This window comes from Burkholderia sp. JP2-270 (assembly GCF_003233675.1).
In the GTDB taxonomy this organism is placed as follows: Bacteria; Pseudomonadota; Gammaproteobacteria; order Burkholderiales; family Burkholderiaceae; genus Burkholderia; species Burkholderia pyrrocinia_C.
Genome location: NZ_CP029824.1, coordinates 217,071 through 237,645, shown reverse-complemented (window position 1 = coordinate 237,645; position 20,575 = coordinate 217,071). Strand labels below are relative to the sequence as shown.

The 20,575-nt window shown below is 65.5% G+C and carries 20 protein-coding genes; 9 read left to right on the top strand and 11 right to left on the bottom strand.

All coding sequences use genetic code 11. The annotated features are described in order from the left end of the window. Nucleotides 1-39 precede the first annotated feature (39 nt). Both DM992_RS01085 and DM992_RS01080 read right to left on the bottom strand, forming a co-directional pair. The gene (locus tag DM992_RS01085; protein WP_111015364.1) at nucleotides 40-648 is read right to left on the bottom strand and encodes a CNP1-like family protein; all 609 of its coding nucleotides are present in this window, start codon (nucleotides 646-648) and stop codon (nucleotides 40-42) included. A 13-nt stretch (nucleotides 649-661) separates the two neighbouring features. Beyond that, complete coding sequence (locus DM992_RS01080; RefSeq protein WP_034182660.1) at nucleotides 662-1,309, bottom strand: RNA pyrophosphohydrolase; 648 nt, start codon at nucleotides 1,307-1,309, stop codon at nucleotides 662-664. Nucleotides 1,310-1,527: 218 nt separating this feature from the next. On the opposite strand from DM992_RS01080, the gene DM992_RS01070 reads away from it, so the two are divergent. After that, a complete protein-coding gene (locus tag DM992_RS01070) occupies nucleotides 1,528-3,264 on the top strand; it encodes a proline--tRNA ligase (protein WP_111015363.1) in 1,737 nt (578 codons plus the stop codon). 21 nt (nucleotides 3,265-3,285) lie between these two features. Further along, nucleotides 3,286-3,888 (top strand): MarC family protein, encoded by a 603-nt coding sequence (locus DM992_RS01065; protein ID WP_111015362.1) that lies wholly within the window; start codon nucleotides 3,286-3,288, stop codon nucleotides 3,886-3,888. A 79-nt stretch (nucleotides 3,889-3,967) separates the two neighbouring features. Here DM992_RS01065 and DM992_RS01060 read toward each other — a convergent pair whose 3' ends face one another. Together DM992_RS01060 and ffh are read right to left on the bottom strand one after the other, a co-directional pair. After that, entirely contained in the window at nucleotides 3,968-4,519 is a 552-nt protein-coding gene (locus DM992_RS01060; protein ID WP_111015361.1) for a hypoxanthine-guanine phosphoribosyltransferase, read from the bottom strand. A 94-nt stretch (nucleotides 4,520-4,613) separates the two neighbouring features. Beyond that, a complete protein-coding gene (gene ffh / locus DM992_RS01055) occupies nucleotides 4,614-5,981 on the bottom strand; it encodes a signal recognition particle protein (RefSeq protein WP_111015360.1) in 1,368 nt (455 codons plus the stop codon). Nucleotides 5,982-6,070: 89 nt separating this feature from the next. On the opposite strand from ffh, the gene ccsA reads away from it, so the two are divergent. From ccsA to DM992_RS01010, 7 genes are all read left to right on the top strand, one after another. After that, nucleotides 6,071-6,964 (top strand): cytochrome c biogenesis protein CcsA, encoded by an 894-nt coding sequence (ccsA, locus tag DM992_RS01050; RefSeq protein ID WP_034182665.1) that lies wholly within the window; start codon nucleotides 6,071-6,073, stop codon nucleotides 6,962-6,964. A gap of 13 nt (nucleotides 6,965-6,977) precedes the next feature. Continuing rightward, entirely contained in the window at nucleotides 6,978-7,286 is a 309-nt protein-coding gene (locus tag DM992_RS01045) for a PP0621 family protein (protein ID WP_034182666.1), read from the top strand. Continuing rightward, nucleotides 7,283-7,873, top strand: a complete 591-nt coding sequence (gene ampD / locus DM992_RS01040; RefSeq protein WP_111015359.1) for a 1,6-anhydro-N-acetylmuramyl-L-alanine amidase AmpD — start codon at nucleotides 7,283-7,285, stop codon at nucleotides 7,871-7,873. Before DM992_RS01045 ends, ampD begins: the two co-directional genes overlap by 4 nt. A gap of 451 nt (nucleotides 7,874-8,324) precedes the next feature. After that, a complete protein-coding gene (locus tag DM992_RS01030; RefSeq protein WP_111015358.1) occupies nucleotides 8,325-11,315 on the top strand; it encodes a ribonucleoside-diphosphate reductase subunit alpha in 2,991 nt (996 codons plus the stop codon). Nucleotides 11,316-11,678: 363 nt separating this feature from the next. After that, nucleotides 11,679-12,890 (top strand): ribonucleotide-diphosphate reductase subunit beta, encoded by a 1,212-nt coding sequence (locus DM992_RS01020; RefSeq protein WP_111015356.1) that lies wholly within the window; start codon nucleotides 11,679-11,681, stop codon nucleotides 12,888-12,890. Between the two features lie 82 nt (nucleotides 12,891-12,972). After that, nucleotides 12,973-13,299 carry a hypothetical protein gene (locus tag DM992_RS01015; RefSeq protein ID WP_111015355.1) on the top strand — a complete coding sequence of 109 codons (327 nt, stop codon included), beginning with the start codon at nucleotides 12,973-12,975 and terminating at the stop codon, nucleotides 13,297-13,299. A 28-nt stretch (nucleotides 13,300-13,327) separates the two neighbouring features. After that, nucleotides 13,328-13,978, top strand: a complete 651-nt coding sequence (locus DM992_RS01010) for a histone H1-like DNA-binding protein (RefSeq protein WP_111015354.1) — start codon at nucleotides 13,328-13,330, stop codon at nucleotides 13,976-13,978. 213 nt (nucleotides 13,979-14,191) lie between these two features. On the opposite strand, the gene DM992_RS01005 is transcribed toward DM992_RS01010, so the two are convergent. From DM992_RS01005 to accB, 7 genes are all read right to left on the bottom strand, one after another. After that, the gene (locus DM992_RS01005) at nucleotides 14,192-14,665 is read right to left on the bottom strand and encodes a glycine zipper 2TM domain-containing protein (RefSeq protein ID WP_034182671.1); all 474 of its coding nucleotides are present in this window, start codon (nucleotides 14,663-14,665) and stop codon (nucleotides 14,192-14,194) included. 19 nt (nucleotides 14,666-14,684) lie between these two features. Continuing rightward, on the bottom strand, nucleotides 14,685-15,623 hold the full coding sequence (locus DM992_RS01000) for a carbohydrate kinase family protein (protein WP_111015353.1): 939 nt from the start codon (nucleotides 15,621-15,623) through the stop codon (nucleotides 14,685-14,687). Between the two features lie 97 nt (nucleotides 15,624-15,720). Beyond that, the gene (tpx, locus tag DM992_RS00995; protein WP_034182673.1) at nucleotides 15,721-16,224 is read right to left on the bottom strand and encodes a thiol peroxidase; all 504 of its coding nucleotides are present in this window, start codon (nucleotides 16,222-16,224) and stop codon (nucleotides 15,721-15,723) included. A gap of 73 nt (nucleotides 16,225-16,297) precedes the next feature. Then, on the bottom strand, nucleotides 16,298-17,650 hold the full coding sequence (locus DM992_RS00990) for a DUF3426 domain-containing protein (RefSeq protein WP_111015352.1): 1,353 nt from the start codon (nucleotides 17,648-17,650) through the stop codon (nucleotides 16,298-16,300). A gap of 45 nt (nucleotides 17,651-17,695) precedes the next feature. Then, on the bottom strand, nucleotides 17,696-18,598 hold the full coding sequence (gene prmA / locus DM992_RS00985) for a 50S ribosomal protein L11 methyltransferase (protein WP_111015351.1): 903 nt from the start codon (nucleotides 18,596-18,598) through the stop codon (nucleotides 17,696-17,698). Between the two features lie 2 nt (nucleotides 18,599-18,600). Beyond that, nucleotides 18,601-19,968 (bottom strand): acetyl-CoA carboxylase biotin carboxylase subunit, encoded by a 1,368-nt coding sequence (accC, locus tag DM992_RS00980; RefSeq protein ID WP_111015350.1) that lies wholly within the window; start codon nucleotides 19,966-19,968, stop codon nucleotides 18,601-18,603. Between the two features lie 85 nt (nucleotides 19,969-20,053). Further along, on the bottom strand, nucleotides 20,054-20,527 hold the full coding sequence (gene accB / locus DM992_RS00975; RefSeq protein ID WP_111015349.1) for an acetyl-CoA carboxylase biotin carboxyl carrier protein: 474 nt from the start codon (nucleotides 20,525-20,527) through the stop codon (nucleotides 20,054-20,056). Nucleotides 20,528-20,575: the final 48 nt, after the last annotated feature.

Genomic DNA, 20,575 nt, shown 5'->3' with positions numbered 1-20,575 from the left:
ATGGTGCGGGACGGGGCAGGCGGCCTGTGCCGCGTGCCGTCAGCGCAGCTGGCTCATCGCGGTGCGGTGAAACCGGATGTTCTCCAGGATTTGCTTGGTCGAGCCCTGCGGCATCTTGTTCGAGCAGAAGTAGTCCTGATAGAGCGACGAGTGGTACGCATTCAGTTCGCCGTTCTCGATGCGCCGCCAGTCGTTCTCGACCGTGCGGTCCCAGCCGTCGTGTTCCGCATTCAGGCCGGCGTACTGCCGCCATTCGTAGGTGTCGCAGCGGATGCCTTCGTAGTTCACATTGCGCGCGCCGGCCGGGCTCGTGATGACGACGGCGTAGCGCACGACGCCATCGGTGCCGACCGCGAGCGACTTCGCATCGACGAAGAACTTGAGCGGCGTGTTCTGCGATACGTTGAACGGCAGCAGGTCGCTCGTCTGCGGCAGCGGCGGCAGCGTGTCGACCGCGTTTTCTTTCCAGGTGCCCTGGCGGTCCAGCAGATACACGAACTCGCTGTCATCCTTGTTGGTCGGCGTCTTCGAATTCGCGCAGCCGGCCAGCATGGCCGCTGTGGCAATCGATGCGAGCGCGAGAGCAATCGCTTTCAATATGCATTCCTCGTAAAAAAAGGGCGCGACACCAAGGTCGCGCCCGGTCATGCAGTCCGACTCGTCATTTGCCGACGATCACGTGGGGCGGCATCTCGTCGAGCGTGCCCGCTTCCACTTCGATCTCCGAACAGACTACCGATGTGTCGACAATCGTCAACGTCTGCTGGGCCTGTGCGCCGATGACGCGCGGATAGCGCGACAGACGCGGCCCGCGCGGCTTCTCGGCTCGCTGCGCCGGGCGGCGCAGGAAGCGCGACAGTTCCGTCAGCGCCAACTGATAGACATCCCGCTTGAACTCGATTACCGCATCGAGCGGCACCCAGTACTCGTTCCAGCGCCACGCATCGAACTCCGGGTGATCGGTCGCGCGCAAGCAAATGTCGCAATCGCGTCCAACCATCCGCAGCAGGAACCAGATCTGCTTCTGGCCGCGGTAATGACCGCGTACTTCGCGTTTGATGAACTTGTCAGGCACCTCGTAACGCAACCAGTCGCGAGTGCGGCCGATTATCTTGACGTGTTCCGGATGCAGGCCCGTTTCCTCGTGCAGTTCCCGGTACATCGCCTGCATGGGGGTCTCGCCGTACTTGATCCCACCTTGAGGAAACTGCCAGGAGTGCTCGCGGAGCCGCTTGCCCCAAAACACCTCGTTGCGCGCGTTCAAGAGGATGATGCCGACGTTCGGGCGAAAGCCTTCACGATCCAGCATACAACCACCTTCGAATCCTTTAAAATTGCTTTGATTATAAACAGATAACGGGCGCTGCGCACCGTGACGGAGCGAATCCGCACGGGGCGCGCCGGCTGAATTGTCCCTGATTAGTCTGCTACGTCATCTGCGCCATCGTCGTTCGTCGCGCGCAGCTTTTTCACCTTGAAACTTTTTCGGGCGCCCCGCCTGGGGGCGCCGTTTTTGGAACCGTCCGCATGAAAGCTTCCCGTTTCTTTATCGGCACCCTGAAAGAAGCACCCGCCGACGCAGAGATCGTCAGCCACAAGCTGATGGTACGCGCCGGCATGATCCGTCGCGTCGCCGGCGGCATCTATAACTACCTGCCGGTCGGCCTGCGTTCGATTCGCAAGGTCGAGGCGATCGTGCGCGAGGAAATGAACAGGGCGGGCGCCATCGAGCTGCTGATGCCGGCCGTGCAGCCTGCCGAGCTGTGGCAGGAATCGGGCCGCTGGGAACAGTACGGCCCCGAGCTGCTGCGCTTCAAGGACCGCAAGGACAACGATTTCGTGATCGGGCCGACGCACGAGGAAGTCGTCACCGACATCGCGCGCAACCAGATCAAGAGCTACCGGCAGATGCCGGTGAACTTCTACCAGATCCAGACGAAGTTCCGCGACGAGATCCGTCCGCGCTTCGGAGTGATGCGCGGCCGCGAATTCATCATGAAGGACGCGTATTCGTTCGACAAGGATGCGGCCGGCCTGAACGAGTCGTATCGCAAGATGTACGACGCGTACGTGCGCATCTTCACGCGCCTCGGCCTCGAGTTCCGTGCGGTCGCGGCCGACAGCGGCTCGATCGGCGGCAACTTCTCGCACGAGTTCCACGTGATCGCCGACACCGGCGAGGACGCGATCGCCTACTGCCCGACGTCCGAGTTCGCGGCGAACATCGAGGCGGCCGAAGCGCTGCCGCTGATTGCCGAGCGCGCGGCGCCGGCAGAAGCGATGGAAAAGGTCGCGACGCCGGGCAAGGCGAAGTGCGAAGCCGTCGCCGAACTGCTGGCCATCCCGCTCGAGCGCACGATCAAGTCGATCGTGCTCGCGACCGACAACGAAGGCGCCGAGCCGACCATCTGGCTCGTGATGCTGCGCGGCGACCACGACCTGAACGAGATCAAGGTATCGAAGCTGCCGGGCCTGAAGAACCACCGCTTCGCGACCGAGCAGGAAATCGTCGAGTGGTTCGGCACGCCGCCGGGCTACCTCGGCCCGGTCGGCACGAAGAAGCCCGTGAAGGTGATCGCGGACCGCACGGTCGCGAACATGAGCGACTTCGTCGTCGGCGCGAACGAGATCGACTATCACATCGCGGGCGTGAACTGGGGCCGCGACTTGCCGGAGCCGGACGTCGCCGACGTGCGCAACGTGCAGAAGGGCGACCCGTCGCCGGACGGCAATGGCGTGATCGACATCTGCCGCGGCATCGAGGTCGGCCACGTGTTCCAGCTCGGCACCAAGTACTCGGAAGCGATGGGCGCGACGTTCCTCGACGAGTCGGGCAAGCCGCAACCGATGCTGATGGGCTGCTACGGCGTCGGTGTCACGCGTATTCTCGGCGCGGCGATCGAACAGAACTTCGACGATCGCGGCATCATCTGGCCGGAGTCGATCGCGCCGTTCGAGGTCGTGCTGTGTCCGATGGGTTATGACCGCAGCGAAATGGTGCGCGAGACCGCCGACAAGCTGTACACGGAACTCGCCGCGGCCGGCATCGACGTGATCCTCGACGATCGCGGCGAGCGCCCGGGCGTGATGTTCGCCGACTGGGAGCTGATCGGCGTGCCGCATCGCCTCGTGATCGGCGAGCGCGGCCTGAAGGAAGGCAAGATCGAGTACCAGGGCCGCCGCGACGCCGAAGCGACGTTGCTGCCGGCCGACGCGGCCGCGGCGACGGTCGCGGAGAAGATCCGCGCCGCGCTCGCGCACTAAGCGCGGCGACCGGGGGACACGATGGAATACACGTTCCTGTCGGCCACCGTGCTCCTCGTGCTGATCACCGATCCGCTCGGCAACATCCCGCTGTTCATTTCGGCGATGCGGGACGTGCCGCGCGAGCGGCGCGTGAAGCTGATCCTCCGTGAAGTGGGGATCGCGTTCGTGATCCTGCTGTTCTTCATGGTGGTCGGCGACCGCTTCCTGCGGATGATGAGCCTTACCGACCTGTCGTTGCGGCTCGGCGGCGGGATCGTGCTGTTCCTGATCGCACTGCGGATGATCTTCCCGCATCCGGACGGCGCGCTCGGCAGCGATCCGCGCGCGGGCGGCGAACCGTTCATCGTGCCGCTCGCGATTCCGGCACTCGCCGGGCCGTCGGCGCTTGCGACGGTGATGCTGCTGACGTCGCAGGCGCCGGGCAAGATGTTCGAATGGGTCGGTGCGCTGACGGTCACGATGCTCGTCTGCGCGGTCACGCTGGTATTGGCCGAACGGATCCAGCAGTGGCTCGGCGAGCGGACGGTCGCGGCGTTCGAGCGGCTGATGGGCCTCGTGCTCGTCGCGATTTCGGTCGAGATGCTGCTGGCCGGCATCCGCGCGTTCGTGCATCAGCTGTAGGGCGGCGCGCACACGAAAAAAGCGGCGCTCCGGGAAACCGGAGCGCCGCTTTCTATTTATATGGCGGGCAGGGCGGCGATCAGACGTTCGCGGTCAGCGCGCGGATCGTCGGCAGGTTGCGCCAGTAGCCCTTCGCGTCCATCCCGCAGCCGAACACGTAGCGGTCCGGCACCGAGAAGCCGCAGAAGTCGGGGTGCAGCGGTTTCGCCTTCGCGAGCGTCTTCTCGCACAGCACGGCCGACATGAAACGCTGCGCGCCCATGTCGAGGATGCGGTCGCGGATCGCGGCCATCGTTTCGCCTTCGTCGAGGATGTCGTCGAGCACGAGCACGATCCGGTCCTTCACCGACTCGCGCGGCGCGACGCGCCAGTGCATCTCCGGGCTGCCCTGTGTCGTGTTGCGGTAGCGGGTCAGGTGGATGTAGTCGAATTCGAGCGGGAAATCGAGATGCGGCAGCAGCATCCCGGTAAACACCGCGGCGCCGCCCATCACCGAGAGAACGAGCGGGAACGCATCGCCGATCTCGGCGCGGATCGCGTCGGCCATCCGGACGATCGACGCGTTGACGGCGTCGGCCGAGACGATCTCTTCGGAGTGGTCGAAAATATGGAGGGCTTCTTCGCGGTTCATGTGTTCTGGCGGGCAGTCGGTATACAAATAAGGATGAAGCAGAACGGGCGACGCGCGCTACAGCAGAAACCCGCGCGCCGGCCGACGGGCGGAATCAGCGCATGCCGGGCATCATGCCCTTCAGGCCGCGCATCATCTTCTGCATGTTGCCGCCCTTCAGCTTCTTCATCATGGTACGCATCTGGTCGTACTGGTTCAGCATCCGGTTGACTTCCTGCACCGGCACGCCCGCGCCGGCCGCAATGCGGCGCTTGCGCGTCGCCTTGATGATTTCGGGTTTCGCACGCTCGGCGGGCGTCATCGAGCTGATGATCCCTTCCATCCGGCGGATCTGCTTTTCGGCCTGGCCCATGTCGGCGCCGGCCGCCGCCTGCTGGAACTGCGCGGGCAGCTTGTCCATCAGCGACGACAGGCCGCCCATGTTCTTCATCTGCGAGATCTGCGCGCGGAAGTCGTTCAGGTCGAAGTCGCCGCCTTTCTTGACCTTGTCGGCGAGCTTCTGCGCGGCCTGCACGTCGACGCCGCGCTGCGCTTCCTCGACGAGCGCGAGGATGTCGCCCATGCCGAGGATCCGGTTCGCCATCCGGTCGGGGTGGAACACCTCGAGGCCGTCGAGCTTCTCGGCAACGCCGACGAACTTGATCGGCTTGCCCGTGATGTGGCGCACCGACAGCGCGGCGCCGCCGCGCGAATCGCCGTCGAGCTTGGTCAGCACGACGCCGGTGAGCGGCAGCGTGTCGTTGAACGCCTTCGCGGTGTTGACCGCGTCCTGGCCGAGCATCGCGTCGACGACGAACAGCGTTTCGGCCGGCTTCAGCGTGCCGTGCAGCGCGGCGATTTCCTGCATCATCGCCTCGTCGATGCCGAGGCGGCCGGCCGTGTCGACGATCAGCACGTCGTGGTAGTGGCGCTTCGCCCAGTCGACGGCCGCGAGCGCGATGTCGACGGGCTTCTGGTCCGGCGTCGACGGGAAGAAGTCGGCGCCGACCTGCTCGCTCACCGTTTTCAACTGCATGATGGCGGCCGGGCGATACACGTCGCACGACACGGTCAGCACCTTCTTCTTGTACTTCTCGCGCAGCAGCTTGGCGAGCTTGCCGACGGTCGTGGTCTTGCCCGCACCCTGCAGGCCGGCCATCAGGATCACGGCGGGCGGCGTGACCGCGAGATTCAGCTCGGCGGCCTTGCCTTCATAGTCGCCGCCGATCACGGCGGTCAGTTCCTTCTGGACCACGCCGACGAGCGCCTGACCCGGCGACAGGCTGCTGATCACTTCTTCGCCGAGCGCCTTTTCCTTGACCTTGGCGATGAATTCGCGGACGACCGGCAGCGACACGTCGGCTTCCAGCAGCGCGAGACGCACCTCGCGGAGCATCTCCTGCGTGTTTGCCTCGGTGAGCCGGGCCTCGCCGCGCAGCGTCTTGACGACGCGCGCCATCCGTTGAGTGAGATTGTCGAGCATGGGGAGCGATGGACAGTGGGGCCCGAAGGCGCGGCGGAACCGAACAAAGGGAGCCGTCGCGGGAAGGGGGCCTAGTGTAAACTTCGAACATGGATATTGTACTGTATGCCCTCACCGCATTCCTGTACGGCGGCCTCGCCGTCGCAGGCTGGCGCACGCACCGCCAGGGTGCGACGCCGCTCGTCGCGAGCGTGCCGGCCGTGCCGGTTCCCGCGTCTGCCGCGTCCGGGATGAGCGGGGCCGGCCGCGCGCTGCTGTTCGCCGCGCTCGTCGCGCACGGCGTGCTGCTCCACATGACGATTTTTCCGAACGACGCGATGGTGTTCGGCTTCGCGTTCGCGCTGTCCGCGATGTTCTGGCTCGGCGCCGGCATCTACTGGATCGAGAGCTTTTTCTTCCCGCTCGACAGCCTGCGCCTGCTGGTGCTGCCGCTCGCGTGCGGCGCGTCGCTGCTGCCGCTGGTGTTCGGCGGCGTGCGGGTGCTTCCTTATGCCGCAGCGCCGCTGTTCAAGCTGCACTTCCTGATCGCGAACATCGCGTACGGCCTGTTCGCGATCGCGGCGCTGCACGCGATCCTGATGCTGATGGTCGAGCGGCGCCTGCAGTCGCTGCGCAATGGCGGGCGCGACGGCTCGACGGGCTGGATCGCGAGCTGGCTCGAAACGCTGCCGCCGCTGCTCACGCTCGAGAAGCTGCTGTTCCGCCTGATCGGCGCCGGCTTCGTGCTGCTCACGCTGACGCTCGCGTCGGGCATCCTGTTCAGCGAGCAGGTCGACGCGCGCGCGCTGCGGCTTGATCACAAGACCGTGTTCGCGATCCTGTCGTGGCTGATGTTCGGCGGCCTGCTGGTCGCCCGCAAGACGTCGGGCTGGCGCGGGCGCGGCGCCGCGCGCTGGGTGCTCGTGTCGTTCGCCGCGCTGCTGCTCGCGTATGTCGGCAGCCGGTTCGTTTTCGAGGTGCTGCTGCACCGTTCCGTGGTTTGACCGCAGGTTTCCGATGCGACAGATTCTTCTCCTGATTCTTCTCTTCTTCGCTGGCTCGTGGCTCGCGCGCAAGCTGCGCCAGGCCCAGGAGCACGCGCAGGCGCGCACCGGCCGCGGCGCGGGTGACGGCGGCGCGCCGGGTGCCGGCGCTGCGCGTCCGAACGGCGACACGCGGTCGCTGCCCGAGCCGATGGTGCGCTGTGCCGAATGCGGCGTGCATGCGCCGAAGGGGGACGCCGTCGCCGCGGGCGGCGAATACTTCTGCAGCGCCGAGCACGCACAGCGCCACGCCGCGCGCGCGAGCGGTCACGACGCGCGATGAGCGACGCGCCGCCGTTGTCGGTCGACGCGAACGGCTGGGTGCGCGAAGCGCGCCATGCGCCGTCGCCGAACTTCGAGGCGCGGCCCGCGGGTGCGGTGCCGACGCTCGTGGTCGTCCACAACATCAGCCTGCCGCCCGGCGAATTCGGCGGCGACGCGATCGAGGCGCTGTTCCTGAATCGCCTCGACTGCGATGCGCACCCCTATTACCAGAGCCACCTGCGCGGCGTGCGCGTGTCCGCGCACTTCCTGATCCGCCGCGACGGCGAGCTCGTGCAGTTCGTGTCGTGCGACGAGCGCGCGTGGCACGCGGGCTCGTCCGAGTTCTTCGGCCGGGCGCGCTGCAACGATTTCTCGATCGGCATCGAGCTCGAAGGCGCGGACGACGTGCCGTTCGACGACGCGCAGTACGCGATGCTCGCCACGCTCTCGCGCGCGCTCGCCGCACGTTATCCGGTCGACGCATTCGCGGGGCACTCGGACGTCGCGCCGGGCCGCAAGACCGACCCGGGCCCGCATTTCGATTGGCAACGCTTCGCGAGCGATGCCGGTTTTTCCGCCGAATACTTTCCTTTCCGTCAGCACTGATCGCGGGGTTTTTTGACCGGAGAAAGTTTTTTCTCCGACCAATGCCTTGTCGTGTCGGCGCGTGGGCGATGTCAAGACCTCTATCGCAAATTATCCGTTTGGACGTCGTCCGAATGTCCACTATACTTGGTGCCAGTTGAGCAGTTCTGTACTAGATATAGTGTGTGTCGCAGGGAAAACCCGAGCGGCACCGGCCGGCGGGCAACGCCGGCGGACAGGGTTCTCAGGGCGGCGCGTCAGGCCGGGCGGTCAGGGCGTCGCGATCAGCGCAGCGAATTTCGACGGGGCAGGGTACACATGACGAAGCACACGACCGGCTCGGTTGTCGCGCATCGACCGACCCGGCTTCCCCGACGCATCGCTCGCCTCTTACCGCTCGCGCACCGCATTGCGCAGCGTTCGTTTTAATCCGCGGTTCTCTCCGCACCATCCAACACCAGGAGCTTTGCACATGCAAACCACCGACAACGCGACGTCCCAGTACGAGAGCGCCTCGAGCCGTCCGCTCGGCGGGACCGAACAGGGCGCGCAGGCGCTCGCGCCGCAAGCCACGTTCGCCGACTACAAGGTGATCCGCCGCAACGGCAGCGTGGTGTCGTTCGAGCCTTCGAAAATCGCGATCGCGGTGACCAAGGCTTTCCTGGCCGTCAACGGCGGACAGGGCGCGGCATCGGCGCGCGTGCGCGAGCAGGTCGAACAGCTGACGCACAACGTCGTGCGCGCGCTCGTGCGCAGCCGCCCGAACGGCGGTACGTTCCATATCGAAGACATCCAGGACCAGGTCGAACTCGCGCTGATGCGCGGCGGCGAGCACAACGTCGCGCGTGCGTACGTGCTGTATCGCGAGAAGCGTCACCTCGAGCGCCAGCATGCGGGCGAGGAAGCAGCGGCGGCAGGCGGCGAGTCGAGCACCGGCATCAATGTCGTCGACAACGGCGTTTCGCGTCCGCTCGACATGAACGCGCTGCGCGCGCTGATCGTGTCGGCGTGCGATGGCCTCGGCGCTGCGGTTAACCCTGAGCCGATCGTCGCGGAGACGGTGAAGAACCTGTACGACGGCGTGCCGATGAGCCAGGTCTACGACTCGGCGATCCTCGCTGCGCGCACGATGATCGAGAAGGACCCGGCATACAGCCAGGTCACGGCCCGCATCCTGCTGCACACGATCCGTCGCGAGATCCTCGGCGAGGAAGTGGTGCAGGCCGAGATGTCGGCCCGCTACGCGGAATATTTCCCGCAGTTCCTGAAGCGCGGCGTCGACGCCGGCCTGCTCGACGACAAGCTGCTGCAGTTCGACCTGAAGCGCCTCGGTGAAGCGCTCGACGCGAACCGCGACCTGCAGTTCGGCTACCTCGGCCTGCAGACGCTGTACGACCGCTACTTCCTGCACGTCGACGGCACCCGCATCGAAATGCCGCAGGCATTCTTCATGCGCGTCGCGATGGGCCTGTCGCTGAACGAGATCGACCGCGAAACGCGCGCGATCGAGTTCTACAACGTGCTGTCGAGCTTCGACTTCATGAGCTCGACGCCGACGCTGTTCAACTCGGGCACCCACCGCTCGCAACTGTCGTCGTGCTACCTGACGACGGTCGCGGACGATCTCGACGGCATCTATGAAGCATTGAAGGAAAACGCGCTGCTGTCGAAGTTCGCCGGCGGTCTCGGCAACGACTGGACGCGCGTGCGCGCACTCGGCTCGCATATCAAGGGCACGAACGGCAAGTCGCAAGGCGTGGTCCCGTTCCTGAAGGTCGTGAACGACACGGCCGTCGCGGTCAACCAGGGCGGCAAGCGCAAGGGCGCGGTCTGCGCGTACCTCGAATCCTGGCACCTCGACATCGAGGAATTCCTCGAGCTGCGCAAGAACACGGGCGACGATCGCCGCCGTACGCACGACATGAACACGGCGAACTGGATTCCCGACCTGTTCATGAAGCGCGTGATGGAAGGCGCCGACTGGACGCTGTTCTCGCCGTCGACCTGCCCGGACCTGCACGACAAGTTCGGCGCCGATTTCGAGAAGGCTTACACGGCTTACGAAGAGAAGGTCGCGCGCGGCGAGATCAAGCTGTTCAAGAAGATCCCGGCGCAGCAGCTCTGGCGCAAGATGCTCGGCATGCTGTTCGAGACGGGCCACCCGTGGATCACGTTCAAGGATCCGTGCAACATCCGCTCGCCGCAGCAGCACGTCGGCGTCGTCCACTCGTCGAACCTGTGCACGGAAATCACGCTGAACACGAGCGACACCGAAATCGCGGTGTGCAACCTCGGCTCCGTGAACCTGCTCGCGCACCTGGTGAAGCAGGCCGACGGCAGCTACGCGCTCGACCACGACAAGCTGAAGCGCACGATCAGCGTCGCGATGCGCATGCTCGACAACGTGATCGACATCAACTACTACGCGGTGCCGAAGGCGCGTAACTCGAACCTGAAGCACCGTCCGGTCGGCATGGGCATCATGGGCTTCCAGGACTGCCTGCACCTGCTGCGCACGCCGTACGCGTCGGAAGCGGCGGTCGAGTTCGCCGACCGTTCGATGGAAGCGGTCTGCTACTACGCGTACTACGCGTCGACCGAGCTGGCCGAAGAGCGCGGCCGCTACTCGAGCTACCGCGGCTCGCTGTGGGATCGCGGCATCCTCCCGCAGGACACGCTGAAGCTGCTGACGGAAGCGCGCGGCGGCTACGTCGAGGTCGACACGTCCGAGTCGCTCGACTGGACGACGCTGCGTTCGCGGATCGCCGCGCACGGCATGCGCAACTCGAACTGCGTCGCGATCGCGCCGACGGCGACGATCTCGAACATCATCGGCGTGTCGGCGTGCATCGAGCCGACCTTCCAGAACCTGTACGTGAAGTCGAACCTGTCGGGCGAATTCACGGTGGTGAACGAGTTCCTCGTTCGCGACCTGAAGGAACGCGGCCTGTGGGACGAAGTGATGGTCGCCGACCTGAAGTACTTCGACGGCATGCTGTCGCGCATCGACCGCATCCCGGCCGACCTGCGCGCGATCTATGCGACCGCGTTCGAAGTCGATCCGACGTGGCTGGTCGAAGCGGCATCGCGTCGCCAGAAGTGGATCGACCAGGCGCAGTCGCTGAACATCTACATGGGCGGCGCGTCGGGCAAGAAGCTCGACGAGGTCTACAAGCTCGCCTGGCTGCGCGGCCTGAAGACGACCTACTACCTCCGCACGATGGCGGCGACGCACGTCGAGAAGTCGACGGTCGCACACGGCGCGCTGAACGCGGTGCCGACGGGTGGTTCGAGCAGCGGCGGCGCGCAAGGCGCGGCAGGCGGCTTCGGTGCGGCAGGCGGCGATGCGTCGTCGGGCGCGCTCGGCGCAGCGGCGGCGCTCGCGCCGGTCGAGGCCGATGGTCCGGTGTGCACGATGCGTCCGGGCGATCCGGGCTTCGACGAATGCGAAGCGTGCCAGTAACGCAGCGCGCGTGACCTGAAGACGTGCCGGGCGGCGCGCACGACGACCGATCGAGGTTGAAGTGTGCGCCGCTCTCAACTAAAAAAATGATAAGGAATCTGTAACGCGGCACCTGCGTTGCAGGCAGTGACAAGCGATCGAAACATCCCCGACGACGTCGCGTTTCGATCAGCGTTCGATGCGTCGAGCGCACCTCGCGATACACGCGCGGCACACGTCGCGCTCTGCATGAACGACGATGCGTTGCTCAAAGTGTTGTATCGAGGTCGCAACGCGAATCGAAAAAAGGATTTTTCGTGAGCGAACCCTTTTATCGCTCAGGAAAAGATGGTACAAACCGTTCTAAATTGATGGTGAGAATTTATGCTCAACTGGGATGACGAGAAGACTGCCGTAACTCCCGCGAGCGGAGCGCAGCACAATGCGATGCGCGCCCCCGCAGGAGTGGCTGTCGGAATGCAGGCTGCGTCGCCTGCCACCCATCAGGTCCGCGACATTTTCGAAGGCGATCTTGCGGTGCCGCCGCAAGCATCGGCTGTTCCCGCCGGCGGTTCGGAAGCGCGGGTCAATGTCGCCGACAAGCGCATCATCAACGGCCAGACTGACGTCAATCAGCTGGTGCCGTTCAAGTACAAGTGGGCGTGGGAAAAGTATCTGGCCGGTTGCGCGAACCACTGGATGCCGCAGGAAATCAACATGTCCCGCGACATCGCTCTGTGGAAGGACCCGAACGGTCTGACCGAGGACGAGCGCCGCATCGTGAAGCGCAACCTCGGCTTCTTCGTGACGGCCGATTCGCTCGCGGCGAACAACATCGTGCTCGGCACGTACCGCCACATCACGGCGCCCGAGTGCCGGCAGTTCCTGCTGCGCCAGGCGTTCGAAGAGGCAATCCACACGCACGCATATCAATATATTGTCGAATCGCTCGGTCTCGACGAAGGCGAGATCTTCAACGCGTACCACGAGGTCGCGTCGATCCGCGCGAAGGACGAATTCCTGATCCCGTTCATCCACACGCTGACGGACCCGGCCTTCAAGACCGGCACGCTCGAAGCGGATCAGAAGCTGCTGAAGTCGCTGATCGTGTTCGCCTGCATCATGGAAGGCCTGTTCTTCTATGTCGGGTTCACGCAGATCCTCGCACTCGGCCGCCAGAACAAGATGACGGGTGCTGCAGAGCAATATCAGTACATCCTGCGCGACGAGTCGATGCACTGCAATTTCGGCATCGACCTGATCAACCAGATCAAGCTCGAGAACCCGCATCTCTGGACCGCGGAATTCCGCGCCGAGATTCGCGAGCTGTTCAAGCAGGCTGTCGAACTCGAATACCGCTACGCCGAGGACACGATGCCGCGCGGCGTGCTGGGTTTGAACGCGTCGATGTTCAAGAGCTATCTGCGCTTCATCAGCAACCGGCGTTGCCAGCAGATCGGCCTTGATCCGCTGTACCCGAACGAGGAAAACCCGTTCCCGTGGATGAGCGAGATGATCGACCTGAAGAAGGAGCGCAACTTCTTCGAGACGCGTGTGATCGAGTATCAGACGGGGGGCGCGCTGTCCTGGGAATAACCCGCAGCAGCGAACCCGTTACATGATGGAGCAGCCGGCGGCCTCTCGGCCGCGGCCCAAGGTTTAGGAGCAAGAACGCCTGATGCAAAGCATGCCCGGTGCCTTAACGGCCCAACGACACGACAGGCACTTTGCGAACCCTTCAGTGGGATGGGCAAACTTCCCTCCGGATAAAGCGGACGGCCGTGTGGCGGTCCGCTTGATCAAGCGATTAGGGGTAGCGGCGCGAGGTGCGCCGGCTACCGACTTGATTTGGCGCGCGAGGCCGGGCGGTCACGCGCGCCATACCGTATTCATTAGCGTAAGCGCGCGGTATCCGCGTACGCCGATGAATAGCCCGCTTCGAAGCGCACGTCCTGAACAGCGTCCGCGGGAAGCGGGTTTTGACGAAGGGTGTAGTTTGAACTGACTCTCATCTGAACCTGAAGGAGAACAACATGGCTACCGCCAAGAAGAAACCGGCTGCTAAGAAAGTTGCTGCCAAGAAGACCGTCGCGAAGAAGGCCGCTGCTCCGGCGAAGAAGGCCGCTGCAGTGAAGAAGGTTGCTGCGAAGAAGGTCGCGGTGAAGAAGGTTGCCGCGAAGAAGGCAGCACCGGCGAAGAAGGCCGCTGCGAAGAAGGTCGCGGCAAAGAAGGTCGCAACGAAGAAGGTTGCAGCCAAGAAGGTCGCAGCGAAGAAAGTCGCAGTGAAGAAGGTTGCTGCGAAGAAGGCAGCGCCGGCCAAGAAGGTCGCTGCGAAGAAGGTTGCAGCCAAGAAAGTCGCAGTGAAGAAGGTTGCTGCGAAGAAGGCCGCACCGGCCAAGAAGGCTGCTGCCAAGAAGGCCGCGCCTGCGAAGAAGGCTGCTGCCAAGAAGGCTGCGCCTGCGAAGAAGGCCGCTGCGAAGAAGGCTGCGCCCGCCAAGAAGGCTGCCCCTGCGAAGAAGGCTGCTGCTCCGGCGAAGAAGGCTGCTGCTCCGAAGAAGGCCGTCGTGAAGAAGGCTGCACCGGCAACGACCGCGTCGACCGCGTCGGTTGCGCCGGCATCGGGCGTGAAGACCGCGCTCAACCCGGCAGCGGCATGGCCGTTCCCGACCGGCAGCCGTCCGTAATCGCGGCTGACCAGCATCACCCGGGCACTCACGTGGTGTCCGTGGGTTGAGTAGCGCTACTCAATCAGTCCCGCCACCTGGCTCAGGTGGCGGGATTTTTTTCGTCCGTATTCGCCCATGTGCCGGCCGCGGCGAGTACGGACGAAAAAAAACGCATGTGCAGCTTCGCACATGCGTTCGACTGCGGCTTGCGCCGCATGCTGAGGTACCCGGTTAGTGCGTGACGCGCGTGACGCCGCCGCTCGACAGCAGCCGCACACGCTCGCCGGCGCGGAACGCTTCGCCGCTTGCTGCCTGCGTGATCGAGCGCAGGTCGCCGTTGTCGAGGCGCACGGTGATTTCGACACCGTTCGCCGTGCTGAGGTTTTCGCCGACCGCGTTGCCCGCGACCGCACCGACGAGACCGCCGGCGATTGCCGTCAGGATCGATCCCTTGCCGCCGCCGATCGCGCTGCCTGCGACCGCGCCGAGTGCGCCGCCGCCCAGCGTGCCGATCGCGCTGCCGCCGCCGTCGGACTGGATGCGCACTGCGCGGACGCTTTCGACCGTGCCCATGCGGACCGTCTGTTCGCGCTGCGCCTGGCCGACGCTATAGACATCTGCCGAACCGGGTGCCGTGAAGCAGCCGGCAAGGGTCAGTGTGGCCGTCAGCATGGCCGCGAGCGTGAGGTTTTTTTTCGTCAACATTTTGGCTCTCCCACAATATTCATTTGAGACTGTAACCGAATGCAGCCTCGAAGCGCGCGTCGATTTCGGCGCGCGTCAGTACGTAAGTCTGGGGCCCCTGGTGAGCGATCTTGATCGAACCCATCAGGCTCGCGAGGCGGCCCGTGGTTGCCCAGTCGAGGCCGTTCTCGATACCGTACAGCAGGCCGCCCCGGAAGGCATCGCCGCAGCCGGTCGGATCGACGACACGCTCGGCACCCACGACGGGAATCTGCTCTTCGCCGTTTTTGTGAAGAATGGTGGAGCCGTGCTCGCCGCGCGTGATGATCAACGCCTGAACCCGGCTGGCGATTTCCTGTTCGGACCAGCCCGTCTTGTCGCTGACGAGCTTGCCTTCGTAGTCGTTGACCGCGACGAAGGTCGCGAGTTCAATGATGCGGCGCAGCGTCGCGCCGTCGAACAGCGGCAGGCCCTGGCCCGGATCGAAGACGAACGGGATGCCGGCCTTCGCGAATTGCTCGGCGTGCTGGACCATCCCGTCGAAGCCGTCCGGCGCGACGATGCCGAGCTTCACGCCCGCCACTTCGTCCGCGCGGTTCAGGTGCGACTGCATCATCGCGCCCGGGTGGAATGCGGTGATCTGGTTGTTGTCGAGATCGGTCGTGATCATGGCCTGCGCGGTGTGCGTATTGGGCACCACGCGCACGCCAGCCTTCGACAGGCCGAGGCTGTCGAGGCGCTCGAGATAGCGGTCCGCGTCGTTCGCGCCGACCGTCGCCATGATGCGCGCGTCGCCGCCGAGCATGTGCAGCGCGTAAGCGATGTTCCCTGCGCAGCCGCCGAATTCGCGTCGCATCGTCGGCACGAGGAAGCTCACGTTGAGAAGGTGAACCTGGTCGGGCAGGATGTGCTCGCGGAACCGACCTTCGAAGGTCATGATGTTGTCGTAGGCGAGCGAGCCGCAAATCAGCGTAGTCAAGGCGTGCGTTCCTGTAGAGAGCAAAGGGATGCGGCCGCCCGGCCGGCGCGTGAACGGCCCCGTCGGGCCTCGCGCGGCAGGGCCGGGCGGCAGCGGGTTACTTCAGTGCGGCGAGCGCGGCGTCGTAGTTCGGCTCGTCCTTGATCTCGCCGACGAGTTCCGCGTGGATCACCTTGTCCTGCGCGTCGAGCACGACGACGGCACGTGCGGTCAGGCCGTTCAGCGGGCCGCTCGTCACGTCGACGCCGTATGCGTTCGCGAACGCGCGGCCGGTGCGGAACGTCGAAGCCGTCACGACGTTCGCGAGGCCTTCGGTCGTGCAGAAGCGCGTGGCGGCGAACGGCAGGTCGGCGGACACGACGACCACGACCGTGTTGTCGAGCGACGACGCGGCTTCGTTGAACTTGCGGGTCGACGTCGCGCAGGTCGGCGTGTCGAGGCTCGGCACGATGTTCAGCACCTTGCGCTTGCCGGCGAAGCTGGCGAGCGACAGGTCGGCGAGGTCCTTGCCGACCAGCTTGAAATCGGCGGCTTGGGCGCCGACGGCCGGGAACGTGCCGGCGAGATCGATCGGGTTGCCACCCAGCGTAACTTTGCTCATGTTCGTGCTCCGAAATAGCGCGCCGCTCGGGCGCGCGGGTTGAGACGGGCGCGCAGGCGCGCGCCGCGGCGCGTCACGGATAGAAGATCTGGACGCGGAAATTCGAGGCGGGCGTGCCGGTCGTTTCGACGCGGACGATCATTGTCTGCGTCTTGCCGGGCGGCAGCCCGGCGTCGATCGGCGTACCCGGGTGCACGTAGTCGCGCGGCGCGAGCACGCGGCGAACGGTCACGTGATTGGTGTCGTCGAGCAGCGTCAGTTCGAGTGACGGGTACGCGAGCGCGACGCGGTAGCGGTTCGTCAGCGGCACCTTCAGCTCGAGCACGCGCGGGCCGTCGAGCTGGCGCAGGTCGGTCGCGTCGAGCCGCAGGCCGTCAATCGCGCGCGGCGGCGCGACCGCGCAGCCGAGCGGCGCGCAGGCCTGACGGAACCAACCCTGCGTGACGGGCCAGTAGATCATCAGCGTCTCGCGCTGCCACCATGCGAGTTGCGCGACGAGCAGGAAGGCCAGTACCGCGGCGACGAGGCCGCCGAAAAAGCCGCCGAGCAACCCGCGCCGCTGCGGCGCGCGCGTCTCGCGCGTGACGGCGAAGTGCGGGCGATCGTCGTCGGTCGGTGCGGCGGGGAACGGTGCGGCGGGCGCGGCGGTGACCGCGGCCGGTGTTTTGTCGTACCGGGCAGCGGCGTCGGGTTCGGATCCGGTTTCGGGTGCGGTTATGGCCGGCGCCGGAGCGAACGCAAAACGCGGTTCGCGCGGAGCGCGCTCGTCGTCCGGTACGGCGAAGTGTGCGTGGCCCACGGGTTCGGTGTCGCCGGTAGCGGTTTCTGCTTCCGACGGAATGTGGGCGACGAAGCGGGGCTCACGCGGATCGTGCTCGACGGGGGCGACGACGGGCGCGGGCGATGCTTCGATTTCCCGTTCCGTCTGGGTCGAATGCGGTTCGGCCGGTTGCACGGCGTCGGCGGATGCATCGAGCTCGGTCGGGGACGGGAACGGCGCGGGCGTACCAGACAGGTGAACGATGCCGGCTTCGGTGGACGGGAGCGCGAGCGGTACCAGCGGCGCGGTGCGCACGGTCTGCACGTTGTGCTGCAGCGACGGATCGACGCCGGCGTCGAGCCACGGCGCCCACATGTCCCAGCCTTCGGGCTTGTAATCGGTATCGGACGGCAACCCGGCCGGCGCGTCGGCGGCGAACAGCCGTGCGGGCGCGGCCTGGTGGTGTGCGTCGCCGTTCTCCGGCGCGGCAGCCGTTTCGGTCAATGCCGGTTCGGGCTGCTGCGCGTGCTCGGGAACGAGCGATTCCGACGCGTTGAAGACCTCATGACAATGCCCGCAGCGCACGAGCCCTTCATGCAGCGAGAGCTGTTCCTGCTGCAGCCGGAAGACGGTTTCGCAATGGGGGCAGCGCGTCGCAAGAAGCATGTCGAGCCGGGCGGCCTGCTGGCCAGAGTAAAGGACAGCGCTATTCTAATGGCTTTCCCGCCGGGTTCCGGCAAGGCATACCCAACCTTCGTGTTCGCGCCAGACCGAGATGTCGATGTAGCGCGCATAGACGGCCGCGACTTCGTCCGCCTGGCGCGCGAGCACGCCCGACAGCGCGATGCGCCCGCCCGGTTTGACCTTCGACGCGAGCATCGATGCCATCAGCTTCAGCGGGTTCGACAGGATGTTCGCGACGACGATGTCGAATTCGCCGTCCGGGCATGCATCGGGCAGCCCGTACGTGACTTCCGCGCGGTTGCGCTCGCTGTTCTGCCGTGCCGATTCGACCGCCTGCGGATCGATGTCGATGCCGATGACGGGGTTCGCCCCGCATTTCTTCGCGAGGATCGCGAGAATGCCGGAGCCGCAGCCGTAGTCGAGCACCGACTGGCCGGGCTTGACCGACTGTTCGAGCCATTCCATGCAAAGGCGCGTGGTCGGGTGGCTGCCGGTGCCGAACGCGAGGCCGGGGTCGAGTTCGAGTACGAGCGCGTCGGGATCGGGCGCGTCGTGCCACGACGGCACGACCCAGATCCGTTCGCCGATCGGGATCGGCTCGAACTGCGATTGCGTGAGCCGTACCCAGTCCTGTTCCTCGACTTCGCGGACGTCGAATTTCGGCGTCCCGGCGAGGCCGATCTCGTTCGCGGCCGCCGTGAGCAGCACGGCCGGATCGTGGTCGGGCGACAGCAGCGCGACCACGCGCGAGTGCTGCCACGCGGTGCGATCGGGCACGAGGCCGGGCTCGCCGAAGAGCGGCTGCTCGTCGGGCGTGTCGGCGTCGGCGTCCTCGACGGACACCGACAGCGCGCCGAGGTCGAGCAGCGCGTCGGACAATGCCTCCGCGTGCTCACGGGCCAGTTCGACGACGAGTTCGCGATAGCTCATGCTTACGCTTCTTCCGGTGCGACCTGCTGCTTCTGCGCGAGCCGGTTTTCGAGGTAGTGGATGCTGGTGCCGCCTTCGACGAACTTCGAGTCGATCATCAGCTCGCGGTGCAGCGGGATGTTGGTCTGGATGCCTTCGACGACCATTTCCGACAGCGCGATGCGCATCCGGCTGATCGCCTGCTCGCGGGTCGCGCCGTAGGTGATCAGCTTGCCGATCATCGAATCATAGTTCGGCGGCACAAAATAACCATTGTAGGCGTGCGAGTCGACGCGCACGCCGGGGCCGCCCGGCGTATGCCACGACGTGATCCGGCCCGGCGACGGCGTGAACTTGAACGGATCTTCTGCGTTGATCCGGCATTCGATCGCATGTCCGCGGAACTGGATGTCGCGCTGGCGCAGTGCGAGCTTCTCGCCGGCCGCGATGCGGATCTGTTCCTGCACGATGTCGACGCCCGTGATCAGTTCCGACACCGGGTGCTCGACCTGCACGCGCGTGTTCATCTCGATGAAGTAGAACTCGCCGTTTTCGTACAGGAATTCGAACGTGCCCGCGCCGAGGTAGCCCATCTTCTTGCACGCGTCCGCGCAGCGGTCGCCGATGCGGTCGATCAGGCGGCGCGGAATGCCCGGTGCCGGCGCTTCCTCGATTACCTTCTGGTGGCGGCGCTGCATCGAGCAGTCGCGCTCGCCGAGCCAGATCGCGTTCTTGAACGCATCGGACAGCACCTGGATCTCGATGTGGCGCGGGTTCTCGAGGAACTTCTCCATGTACACCTGCGGGTTGCCGAACGCACGGCCGGCTTCCTCGCGGGTCATGTTGACCGCGTTGACGAGCGCGGCCTCGGTGTGCACGACGCGCATCCCGCGCCCGCCGCCGCCGCCCGCCGCCTTGATGATGACCGGATAGCCGATCGTGCGCGCAATCTTGACGATCTCCTTCGGATCGTCCGGCAACGCGCCTTCCGAGCCCGGCACGCACGGCACGCCGGTCTTGATCATCGTCTGCTTGGCGGTGACCTTGTCGCCCATCATGCGGATTGTTTCCGGGCGCGGGCCGATGAACGTGAAGCCCGACTGCTCGACGCGTTCCGCGAAATCGGCGTTTTCCGACAGGAAGCCGTAGCCGGGGTGGATCGCCTCGGCGTCGGTGACTTCCGCGGCGCTGATCAGCGCCGGCATGTTCAGGTAGCTCAGGTTCGACGGGGCCGGGCCGATACAGACGGCTTCGTCCGCGAGGCGCACGTACTTGGCTTCCTTGTCGGCTTCCGAGTAGACGACCACCGTCTTGACGCCGAGCTCGCGGCACGCGCGCTGGATGCGCAGCGCGATTTCACCGCGATTGGCAATGAGGATTTTTTCAAACATAGCGAGTATTCGTCTCTTCGAGGGGCGCGCGAACGGCGCCTGGCGAGCATCGGCGGCGCGCGGCTGGCTTAGCCGCGCGGCGGACTTAGCCGATCACGAAAAGCGGCTGGCCGTATTCGACTGCCTGGCCGTTCTCGACGAGGATTTCCTTGATCACACCGGCTTTGTCGGACTCGATCTCGTTGAGCAGCTTCATCGCTTCGATGATGCAGATCGTCTGGCCTTCCTTGACCGTGTCGCCGACCTGGACGAACGGGTCCGCGCCCGGCGACGGCGCGCGATAGAACGTGCCGACCATCGGCGACGTCACGACGTGGCCCTGCGGAACGGCCGGCGCGGCTGCTGCGCCGGCTGCCGGCGCAGCGGCACCGTCCGTCGGCAGCGCGACCGACGGCGCGGGCGCGCTGACCTGCGGGGCATACCCAGCCGTCGGCTGCACGTAGACCGGCGGTGCGTTCTTGACGATGCGCACCTTGCCTTCGCCTTCCGTCACTTCCAGCTCGGAGATGCCGGATTCGGAGACGAGGTCGATCAGAGTTTTCAGCTTACGAAGATCCATCGGGAATTCCCCTTTCAATACGTGAAAGCGCCGGTTAGGGGCCGGCGC